Below are 11,222 nucleotides of genomic sequence, written 5' to 3' on the forward strand. Positions count from 1 at the left end.
GAGAAATAACGAAAGCACAACACCGTATATAATTTATTGCTTGGTTCTAGCCTACTTACGAAAATCCTCGCGGATTTTCTATTCGGTTTTTATTTGCTAAATTAGGTACTTAAAGCACGCAACAAACCATATACAAAACCGTTACCACACATTCGAATCATGAGTCGAGTATTAGACTTTCTTAATGGATTAGATAATTATGAATTAGCATTTTTTGCTAAATATAAGAGGAATACCTACATGAAAGAGACTCAAAAAATAATCTCTGATTATCTTTTGGAGAAGGGTTATTCGAAATCCAAAATTGACCGACTTATTGCGGATAATCCGAAATCAAAACTTTCTGACCATAAGGAAAGGTGTCCAAGATGTTATTCGGACAAAATCCGAAAAAATAAAGTGGAATGGACTAACGCAGCCGAAAGTAACGGAATTGAAGCTCGTGCAGCAACCTGGGACGCAATTGGTGGACGAGTGAACTATAAAGATGAAGTTATTTGTAATGTTTGTGGATATTGGATTAAAGATCCTAATCATCAAAAACCATTACCAAATTCAAAAAAAATAATGAATGGAATATGGGACATTTTAATAGGAGTATTACGGAATATAAAAAACGTGTGGTAACACTGTCTATACTCCATTGCTTCTGATTTTCCTTGCGGAAAATCACTCGCAATAGTCTAATGGTCAGTGCCTTTTTACTAACTTAGCGAAAAACACCACGCAACGGAAGCATAGACGCACCGTTACCACACATTTGAGAAAAACTATGAGAACCAACTTAATTACTGCAATTCTAATATTATTTGCACTTCAAATAAATGCTCAATCTCTGGACGAAAAAATAGAGAACTTACTGGAATTAGATGGAACTATTAGAAATATTGAAAATCTAATAACCCAAACAATCGATTATCAAAAACAAAATAATTTTGGAATTTCAGATAATTATTGGGAGGCTTTAGAAAAAAAAGTCACAAAAAAATCGCTAGCAGAATTTAAAACGTTAGTTAAACCAGTATACTCTAAAAATTACACGGAATCAGAAATTGACAATCTTATAACTTTTTACAATTCATCAACGGGAAAATTGGTTACAGAAAAACAACCGATAATAATCGAGGAATTAAATTTACCATTAATGCAATGGTCTCAAAATTTAGGCTCTTTTATAATTGAGGAAATTGAAAATAGAGGTGAAAACGAATCAACCTCTGACGAAAAAGAAAAGTTTAAAACCGAATTTAAAGACAAATACGGCTTACAAATACTCAATCTTACTGACCTTGCTATCGACAAAGAGAATAATATCGGAGATTTATTAATCGATTTTGGCAAAACAGATGGCAAAAAAGATGTAACCAAAATAATTCGAGTAAAAAATAATTCAAATAAGGAAATTGAATTTCAAGAACCAAAATTTTTGAGCAACGAAGTCATAAAATTTGATTTAGGTAACGAACCTCTAGGAATTGGAAAAACAAGGGATTTAAAGATTACTTTGATCGCTGAATTAGCGGAAAACAAAAGTTATTCAATGTCGAGTATTAATTATAATAATGGAGAAAGAATCCAATTCGGAATTAAATACGATGCGCCTGCAAAGGAAATTAGTTTTAAGATTTCTGCTAGAAAATTAATGTTTAAAAAACTAAAGCAAGACTTCTCTAAACCTTACGTTTTCATCTTAAAAAATACAGGCAAAAAAGACTTTTACATTTCTGATATAGAATTAGATAAACAAATTGCTTACTTGAACTGGAACAAAGAAACTATTAAACCAAATGAGGAAACTGAAATTAGAGTAGTTTTTTCAAAACAATTAATTGCAAAACAGAAAAATACAGACTCGAATTTGAAATTGGAAGTCGATTTAACGAAAGGAGAAAAAGGAGGTTTTTCTAGTTATGCTAACGAAACGATTGAATTAACAATTGAATAAAAAACGTGTGGTAACACCGTGTAAAGCTTATTGCTTGAGCTTTTTCCATCTGAAACATTATTGACTATAAATTGTTGATCCTTTTTTACTAAATTTATAACTAAAACCGCAACAAGCCTTACACAAACACGTTATGTGCAATTTGAACAGAACGACCAAAATTTAATAAAATAACAGAATATGAATAGCGAACTATACGAAAATGAAAAAGTTGATTTATTTCAAGAAGCTACTGGAAATGAAATAAAATTAACCAACGAACAAATAAATGAAAAGTATAAGAAAGGTGAAGTTAGAATCATAACTGAACAAGCTCGCTACCCACTAAACACAATTGTAAATATGGTGAATAGTGAAGATTATATTCTTAATCCAGAATTTCAAAGAAGACATAGATGGGATGGAACAAGAAAATCAAAGCTTATAGAATCTTTTATAATGAACGTTCCGATTCCACCAATTTTCCTTTATGAAAGAGAGTATTCTGTTTACGAAGTGATGGATGGACTTCAAAGGCTTACTGCGATATCCCAATTTTACGAAGATAAATTTGCATTACAAGATTTGGTCGAATGGAAAGAATTAAATGGATTAAAATACTCTCAATTACCAGAGCAAATAAGAAAAGGAATCGACAGAAGATACATTTCATCAATAATATTACTACAAGAAACTGCTAAATCTGAATCAGAAGCCAATAGATTAAAGCAATTAGTTTTCGAAAGAATTAATAGTGGTGGAGAAAAACTAAAACCGCAAGAGATAAGGAATGCTCTGTTTCCTGGTGGATTAAACAACTTGACAATAAGCCTTTCACGTAACAAATATTTCTGCAAATTATGGAATATTCCAGAACCTGATGAAACAGAAATAACAACAGGACAAGCCAGACAAGAAGTGATTGAAGATAAGTACTTTAAAGATATGTCTGATGCAGAACTAGTACTTAGATTTTTTGCTTATCGTCAAATTGACCAATGGCAAGGGAATACAATGGAATATTTTTTAGATGAATTCTTAAAAAAAGGCAATGAACAATTTAACGAAAGTGTCTTAGATAATTTAAAAGATTTATTTAATAATACTGTAGAGTTTGCATTTGAATTGTTCGATGAAAAAGCCTTTTGGCTTCATAGAAGTAGAGAGGGCAAATGGTTTCACTATGAACGACCAACCAAAATATTGTATGACCCATTGATGCAAGTCTTGGCTAATAATTTAGATAAAAAAGCTCAAATCTTAGCTAAAAAAAGACAAATTATTGGTGGCTTAGCAGATTTTCACAAATCACAATATGATTCATTCAAAGGTCGTGACACTAACAAAACCAAAGTCTTAGAAAGAATTGAAGTTTTAAATGAATATATAAATAGTTTTATCAATGCGTAATATTTTAAGTGATTTCCAGAAAGAAATGGATTTGCTTAAATTATATATAGATTTTCAAAATGCGAGTTATAAAAATCAATCTAAAATTGAAAAAACAAAAGCTGACTCTGTTTTAAAATCATTAACTATATCAAAAATTAAGCAATTTGATTTTAACTCTCATATCATCTCTATTTATGGAGCATATGAACATTTCGTAGAACAACTTTTTGTAAAATACTTAAATGAGATTTGTTCAATTATTAAAAGCTATAATTTACTTCCGGAAGAAATTCAAAAAAATAACTTGAATAAAACTCTAGAAATTATTAAGCAGTTAGATTATCGGAAAAACAAAAATGTTAAACCAGAAAAATTAATCGAAATTTTACACAAGAATATAAATGAAAATTCTTCTGTAATTAATATTGATGCTTTTAAAAACCATAGTGCTAACTTTAGAATTACAGTTATTGATGCATATTTTTCTGAAATAGGCATTAAAAACATATCAAGTTTAATTAGGCAGTATGAACCATTAAAAAGTTTTTTAACGATTAATGTTTCGGATTTTGCATCCAAAAAAAACAGTATTGTATTTCCAATTCTTGAGCATATCTGTGACCTTAGAAATGATATTGCACATGGAGTAAACAACGTTCAGTTAATTAATAAATCGATTCTATTTGAGTATATCGATTTTATGAAAATATTTACTACATCACTATATGAATTAATAAACAACAACTATCTATCCAAAATATATGAATCTAACAATGATGAAATTGAAGTAATCAGCATTTTTAATAAAGAGATATTGTGTTTTAATACTAAAGGGAAAAAAGTCGACAGAACTTCTAAAATTTTAGTGAAATCAGAAAATCACTTTCCAAATGTTTTTTTAGCAAATATTAAAGACATTCAACATAACAAGGTAAGTATTGCCAATACAGAATTAAATAAAAATATCGATATTGGAATCTTGGTTGACAAAAAAATAAAGAATACCATGAATTTCAAATTGATAACTGAATAAAAACTGCACATAACACCGTGTATAATTCATTGCTAGTTATAGCTTACTTACGAAAGTCCTCGCGGACTTTCTATCTGTGATTTATTTGCTAACTTCAGTACTGAAACACGCAACGAAATCATACACAAACACGTTACAACACATTAAAGAAAAATATTTATACAAATTAAAGTTTGACTCTCATTAAAATTTATTAATTTGTAACCAACTGACAACCAATAAATACCAATCATAATGAAAAAACGAATTTTATTAATTTTCTCAATGTCATTCTTATTAATGGCATCTAAATGCGAACCGAAATTTTGGAAAACTTATAAACCTGTCCAAGACAATGTTGTTGGACTTTCAGTAAACGCTTTTACTGAAGAAAAAGGCTTTGTTGAAAATTTAAGTCTAGGTGGAGAAATCTTTATTGATGACACCCAAGAAAAATTTGTAAATAACAAAGGAAGTGATTCAGAGGTTGAAGCGCTTAAAACTGAATTATCTTTTGGTATTGGCTCAATTTTTAAAAAGTCGGATATTCAAACTTATGATTTAAAAATTAACGGAGTTACAAAAACTCAAATAAAAGACATCAATAATATAATGCCGAATGTCGATTTTATTTATGGTGGGTTAAAAGCCGACAAGGTAGAACTAGATATTACTCAAAAACCAGAAACGACTGTAGACCTTGATCTATCAAAATATAAAGATTTAATAAAAGATAAAATAGGTGTTGAGATAAACAACATAAAAGCGGAAAAAAAGGGAGATAAAAAATATGAATTAAGAATCGAAAATCCAAATATATTCTATTCAATTCAAATTGCGTCTATCAATGAAACATTTGGTTTAAGTGGGAATTGGATTAAGAAATTTAACCCAACAAAAAATGCACCTTCTACTATAGTTCTAAATCAAGGAGATAAAACTAAATTTATTCGTCCAGTTTATTCAAAGCTTTGGAGTGGTGCAAAACCAAATTTAGAAGTTTGGTTAAAAAATGATAATGGAACTTTAAAAGTCTTTTACACACCAGTAAATGGAACACAAAAAGAAATTGATTTATCAAGTTTTTATGACAATAACAGTAAAGATTGGACTATAAGAAGGGAATTAATTTATACATATCCTTTAAGTTCAGATGTTTCAAAACAAATTTACTTATATGTAGATGCGAAAGACGATAATGGAATGATTACAATAAATAACAACAACTCATTTATAAAGTATCCTGAAAGAAGGTTAGAAATAAAATAACGTGTTGTAACACCGTGTATAATTAATTGCTTTGGCAAGTGCTTCTTTGGAAAATTCCTTCGGAATTTTCTATGGCAAGTATTTGTTTACTAAATTAGTTGCTTAACCACGCAACTAACCATACACAATCACGTTACAAGCAAGCCAAAAAAACATTCGTACTTAATGACCGAATTTACAGAATTATACCAAAAACTGTCTAATAGCGAACTTTTGAAAATCATTTCGGAGGCGGAAAAATATAATCCAATTGCAATCGAAACAGCCAAAACGGAAATTGAAAGTCGACAACTTACCGAACAAGAACTAAATCAAGCCAAATCTCAAATAACGGAAAAAGAGAATACCAAAAAACGTGAGATTGAGAAAAGGAAACAGCGTGAGGAAAAGATAAAAAAGAGTACTTCTACTCTATTTGAGACCATAAATCCAATTCAAAACGGAATTCAAACACCTGAAAAAATTATCAGACTGACAATCCTAATTTTTGGTGGTTTAGCAATTTATCGACTTTACCAACAGTTTGGAATGTTTCAAGTAATATTTCACGAAGGGATTTCAGATTGGGATTTCAGTATGGTAGAATACTTTTTTCCGATAATCATACTACCAATTGCAGTAATCCTATTTTGGAAAAGAAAAAAAATTGGATGGATTTTGCTCTCTATATTTCTGACCTATTCTGCATTTAATACAGTTGTACTTTTCTTTATGAATTTAGGAAGACAACCTTCAGGAATTCCTGCGCTTGAAAATCTTTTCCCTACAGTTTCGTCAGGTGTTTACATAATGACTTTACTATTTTTTGGTGGATTTCTATTTCTAAACTGTAAAGAAGAAATACGGAATTTCTTTAAGATTTCCAAACAGACAATGATTGCAACAATCGTATTAACTTTCATCGTCAATTTAATTTTTATTTACTCAATACTCGGATAATGAATTTGATTTTGAATATATTTAAGTGGATTTTGATAATATTATTTTTCCCATTATCATTGATATTTGTTGCTTATTACAAACAGAAAAAAGCGAAGAAAGAATACTATAAAACTGGGAGAAAGGCCAGCTTGTAACAAAGTATATAAAAAATAGCGCAAGTCTTTGCTAAAACTAAGGCTTGGGCATTTTTGGAAAGTCGCCAAATTTTTAAATTTGACGATTTCCAATAAAAAGATAAATAGTAAAATTTAAAAATTCGGCTTGTGTTCATCCGAAAAGTTATCGCTTATTTTCAGCGCTACTTTTCATATACGGAGCCGTTGTAGCTAATTTGAGAAAAATGAAAAACCCATTAATTATTATACTTCTGATATTTACGAATTTCCTTTTTGGACAAACAAATGTATCCGAAAAAGTTTCAGAATCTTTTAATATTGACAATAGAGACAGACTAGACAGTATAGCAAAGCAACTAAACTATAAAGGTGGTGATAAAATAAAAGTTCTGACAATTTTTACAATCGATGAGGAAGGAAATGTTACAGACATAAAAGCCCGTTCTGTACATCCGTTATTTGAAAAAGAAGCTATTAGAGTATTAAGCTTGCTTCCTAAAATGCCTCCTGCCAAATACAACGGAAAAACAATTAGCCAAAAATACTCAATGCCAATAGTTTTTGAAATAGAAACTGAAAGTGCTAAAAAGCAAAGACTTAAAAAGGAAAAACGGAAAAGAGAAAAAGAATTGAAAAAAGAAAAAAACTAGCTACAACATTGTATAAAAATAATGCGTAAGTTTATTCCTTAATCTAGAGTTAGTGCTTGTTTGTTTGCTTCTGATTTTCCTTCGGAAAATCCTCGCACTCAAACTACGCACTATTCTTATACGTAACCGTTGTACGCAATTTTGACCAAAAAAGAATATATAATTATGAAACTAAATTTAATCATATTATTTCTGTTTTTAAATAATTGTGCTAGTATTAACTCTCAAAGTAAATCTAATTGCTCAATATTTTTGAAACCTCTTATAACAGTTGATTTATCTGTTGACAGTAATAAATTTGATATTTTAAATTATTTGGATGAATCTATCCAATTAACCGGCAAAGAGATTAAATATCTACCAAAAGATGTGGATTTATATAATGGGACAAAAAAAATGACTTTATCCAATGGATATGTCGCTAATGTGAAATTTCATTTACGTTTTAGAAAAGAGAATTTGGTTGGTTACAAAGCATTTATCGATATAGGAGATAACTACTCATATTTTTGGGAACTGATAGAAACAATCAAAAAATTAGATAAAAATAATGTTAATGATTTTATTTATAAATCGGACAAAAAATCTGCCTACTATGACCTCTATGAAAATAAATGCTGTAAGCGTATTTTTAAAGTAGGTAGGAGTTTTGATAAAGCAAGAATTTTTGAAATACAAGTTGCTGTTAATTAAAAAACTGCGTACAACACCGTGTAAAAAATAATTGCTTGGTTCTTGCCTACTCGGAAAATCCTGCGGATTTTCCTCTGGTTCGTTCCATTTTTAGTAAGTTAGTTGCTTGCACACGCAACTATCCTTACACAATCACGTTGTACAACATTTCCCAAAAACGCAAAATGACACCTGAAATAGCTAAACACATCGGAATTAAAAAAGCATTACAATCTGCAACAATTGGAATTTTAATTGCGTTTCTTTTTATGATGTTACTTGCAGGCGGAAGTCCACAATGGATGGTTGAATGGAATTATTGGATAAACATCATTATCGGAATTGGAATTTTTTACGGACTTGCATATTGGTTCGGAAAAAATGCTGGATATGAAATCTTAATAAAGAAAAAAGATTCTGATAAAGTCGGAGCGAAATACGGGTTTCTGACTTTAATAATAACCGCTTTCCTTGTCGGATGGACTGGGTTTGTGCAAGAAGGAATGGAACCTTATGATACTTTTTGGGACTCATTTGAAGATTATATTTTCAAACCGTTCTTTTGGATTATGGTAATTGGAATAATTCCAGCAATTCTAGTCGGAATTCAATTTGGAAAGTGGATTAAGAGAAGTAAAAATATAGAAATTGACTAACGAAGAAATAAGAAGCGAGTTTGAGAAATTTGTTGGGAATGAAAAATATAAACATTTCATCCTGACCATTTATGAAGCATTTCCTTTGCGAAAAAGACTTTTCTTTTGGCAGGAACAATTATTAAAGGACTTTACTAATGAATTTGACCTCGAGATAATAGAATTTAGTAAGATTCACGAGATATTTAATTATTGTCCAGTACATAATTATCAATTGAAAAGGGATAACGTTCCAATAGTAGATGGTAATGAAATCAATTCTAAAATATCTTATGAGAGAGAAAAAGAGCTTTTCCCTTTGGCGAATATCATTGCACCAAGAGATTTAGAACGATTTAGTTATCCTAAAACGGTTGATGTTGTTTATTGTAAAAAATGCAGAGAACTAAATAAAAAATATAATTAAAAAACGTTGTACAACACCGTATAAAATTAATGGCTAGTTCTCGCCTACTTACGAAAATCCTCTCGGATTTTCTATCTGGTGTTTATTTGCTAAATTAGGTGCTTAAACACGCCACTAATCTTATACAATCACGTTGCCAGCAATTAGAAAAAACGAATAACTATAAAATATGGGATTACCAACAAGTTACAGTCAAGCCTATGGAGTTCTTGGAGAATTCTTTGGAAAAATTCGTGATGCACAAGCACCAGACAAGTTTGGACATCAAAATTTAAAAGATTTAGGTTATAAATCAAATAACCACAGACCTTTTATTCCTTTAATGAAATCTCTGGGATTTTTATCATCTGATGGAAGTCCGACACAACGTTACCACGAATATAGAAATCATTCCAAATCTAAAGAGATAATGGGAGAAGCTCTTAAAGAAGCTTATAGTGACATATTTTTAATCAAATCTAATCCAACAGAGAAGGATAAAGATTTAGTTCAAGGTAAATTCAAAAGTTACCATAATGCTAGTGATAATGTAGCAAAATTACATACTAATACATTTTACGCTCTTTTAGATATAGCGGATTTAAACCATTCAACTAAACCGAAAGTAGTTGTTCAAGAAAAACAAGAAGAGAAACAATCTTCAACTGGAAATAAGCCACAGGAAATTCCAACTCAAAAAATACTTTCAGCATCTAAAGTAGGACTTCATTATAACATACAAATTCATTTACCTGCTACTAAAGATGTTGAAGTTTACAATGCAATATTTAAATCACTTAAAGACCACTTAATTGACTGATAAAAAAGACATACGAGATTTTTTTTTCAGAGGATTAATGTTTGAATCTGAAGCCGAAGAATTCCAAAAAGCTGGAATTCAAATTGGTGCTGACAATCAGTTTACTGAAAAAAAATTATTAGCAGAAGCTCTATCACCTTTTGGTGTCAACAGACGAAATAATGGATTAGAAATGGCAAGACTTTATGCTGTTGTAAACTGTTTTGAAAATGAAATTAGAGCATTTATTCGTGAAACTCTAGAAGAAAATATAGGTTTGGATTGGTGGGACAAACTTTCGCCAAAAATTAAATCACACGCAGAAGGAAGACAAGTGTCCGCAATGAAAGATTCTTGGCTAGAAGGAGAAAAAAGTGACCTTCTTGGATTTGTAGATTTTGGAATGTTAGCAAAAATAATGATTGAGAAATGGGAGTTTTTTAGCAACCTAGTTCCTTCTCAACATTGGTTAAATCAAAGAATGGACGAATTAGAAAAATCTCGTCATTTCATTGCACATAATAGAATGCTTTTACCATCTGAATTTCAAAGAATCTATATGTATGTTGCGGATTGGAATAGAGTAATTGGATTATAAAAATAACTGCTGGCAACACCGTGTATAATTCATTGCTAGTACTCGCCTACTTACGAAAATCCTCGCGGATTTTCTATTCGGTTTGTATTTGCTAGATTAGTTGCTGAAACACGCAACGAAATCATACACAAACACGTTGGCAACAAGCTAAAAAAATGACGTTCCAAGATTTAAATAGACATATAATACCAATGACCGAATTTACTCTGAAATGGAGATTTACGGACGAAAAATATGATTCTCTCTCTGAACAACATATTGCGGAATTAAAACCTCTGGACAAAATTGGAGCCGAATATCTCGCTGACTTTATTAGTGACTGTCGAGTTCATAGCCGAATGCCTTTTAAAAATGACTTGTTTCGAAATCTGGACAGAACAAAAATTCTCGACGGAAACGAAAAGAAAATAACTAAATGGTTATATCAAAGAGCAATTCCATTTGACAAAGATGTTTATCTATCTTGGGATGGACAAAACGGAATGATAACTAAATGGAAGTTTGTTGTTAAATATTGGGATTCCCTTTTTTACGGAGGTTCAGATGATTTGACAATTTTTGACCAAAGTCTTGAATGGTGTTTGTTTTTCTTCCACGAAAATGAAATATATTACGGAACAAATAAACCTTACGAACCAATTGCTGAATATCATAACGATTGGTTTATGATTTAAAAAATATGGAACAAAGCCAGTTGCCAAAACATTATAAAATTAATGGCTAGTTCTCGCCTACTTACGAAAATCCTCGCGGATTTTGAACTGCCCCCAAAAAGTTAGACACTATTTGAGGGTATTTTTATGGAAA

The 11,222-nt window shown here is 30.5% G+C and carries 13 protein-coding genes; all 13 read left to right on the forward strand.

Annotated features, from left to right (window positions below):
• The first annotated feature begins 159 nt into the window (after positions 1-159).
• Positions 160-627: a hypothetical protein gene (locus tag G5V56_RS12190; RefSeq protein WP_166965385.1), complete on the forward strand. Its 468-nt coding sequence runs from the start codon at positions 160-162 to the stop codon at positions 625-627.
• A gap of 145 nt (positions 628-772) precedes the next feature.
• The gene (locus G5V56_RS12195; protein ID WP_166965387.1) at positions 773-1,945 is read left to right on the forward strand and encodes a DUF1573 domain-containing protein; all 1,173 of its coding nucleotides are present in this window, start codon (positions 773-775) and stop codon (positions 1,943-1,945) included.
• Positions 1,946-2,125: 180 nt separating this feature from the next.
• Complete coding sequence (locus G5V56_RS12200) at positions 2,126-3,334, forward strand: DUF262 domain-containing protein (protein ID WP_166965389.1); 1,209 nt, start codon at positions 2,126-2,128, stop codon at positions 3,332-3,334.
• On the forward strand, positions 3,327-4,349 hold the full coding sequence (locus G5V56_RS12205; RefSeq protein ID WP_166965390.1) for a HEPN domain-containing protein: 1,023 nt from the start codon (positions 3,327-3,329) through the stop codon (positions 4,347-4,349). The genes G5V56_RS12200 and G5V56_RS12205 overlap by 8 nt, the downstream gene beginning before the upstream one ends.
• 234 nt (positions 4,350-4,583) lie before the next feature.
• Positions 4,584-5,597 carry a hypothetical protein gene (locus G5V56_RS12210; RefSeq protein WP_166965392.1) on the forward strand — a complete coding sequence of 338 codons (1,014 nt, stop codon included), beginning with the start codon at positions 4,584-4,586 and terminating at the stop codon, positions 5,595-5,597.
• Between the two features lie 165 nt (positions 5,598-5,762).
• On the forward strand, positions 5,763-6,536 hold the full coding sequence (locus tag G5V56_RS12215; protein WP_166965394.1) for a hypothetical protein: 774 nt from the start codon (positions 5,763-5,765) through the stop codon (positions 6,534-6,536).
• A gap of 343 nt (positions 6,537-6,879) precedes the next feature.
• Entirely contained in the window at positions 6,880-7,305 is a 426-nt protein-coding gene (locus tag G5V56_RS12220; protein WP_166965396.1) for an energy transducer TonB, read from the forward strand.
• 165 nt (positions 7,306-7,470) lie between these two features.
• Positions 7,471-7,998, forward strand: coding sequence for a hypothetical protein (locus G5V56_RS12225; protein ID WP_166965398.1), 528 nt, complete (start codon positions 7,471-7,473; stop codon positions 7,996-7,998).
• 164 nt (positions 7,999-8,162) lie between these two features.
• Entirely contained in the window at positions 8,163-8,633 is a 471-nt protein-coding gene (locus G5V56_RS12230) for a hypothetical protein (RefSeq protein ID WP_166965400.1), read from the forward strand.
• Positions 8,626-9,039 (forward strand): hypothetical protein, encoded by a 414-nt coding sequence (locus tag G5V56_RS12235; protein ID WP_166965402.1) that lies wholly within the window; start codon positions 8,626-8,628, stop codon positions 9,037-9,039. Before G5V56_RS12230 ends, G5V56_RS12235 begins: the two co-directional genes overlap by 8 nt.
• Before the next feature lie 169 nt (positions 9,040-9,208).
• On the forward strand, positions 9,209-9,838 hold the full coding sequence (locus G5V56_RS12240; RefSeq protein WP_166965404.1) for a DUF5343 domain-containing protein: 630 nt from the start codon (positions 9,209-9,211) through the stop codon (positions 9,836-9,838).
• Between the two features lie 37 nt (positions 9,839-9,875).
• Complete coding sequence (locus G5V56_RS12245; RefSeq protein WP_166965406.1) at positions 9,876-10,415, forward strand: Swt1 family HEPN domain-containing protein; 540 nt, start codon at positions 9,876-9,878, stop codon at positions 10,413-10,415.
• 155 nt (positions 10,416-10,570) lie between these two features.
• On the forward strand, positions 10,571-11,089 hold the full coding sequence (locus G5V56_RS12250) for a hypothetical protein (RefSeq protein WP_166965408.1): 519 nt from the start codon (positions 10,571-10,573) through the stop codon (positions 11,087-11,089).
• The last annotated feature ends 133 nt before the right edge of the window (positions 11,090-11,222 follow it).

The sequence above is a fragment of the Yeosuana marina genome, from assembly GCF_011762485.1.
GTDB lineage: Bacteria > Bacteroidota > Bacteroidia > Flavobacteriales > Flavobacteriaceae > Yeosuana > Yeosuana marina.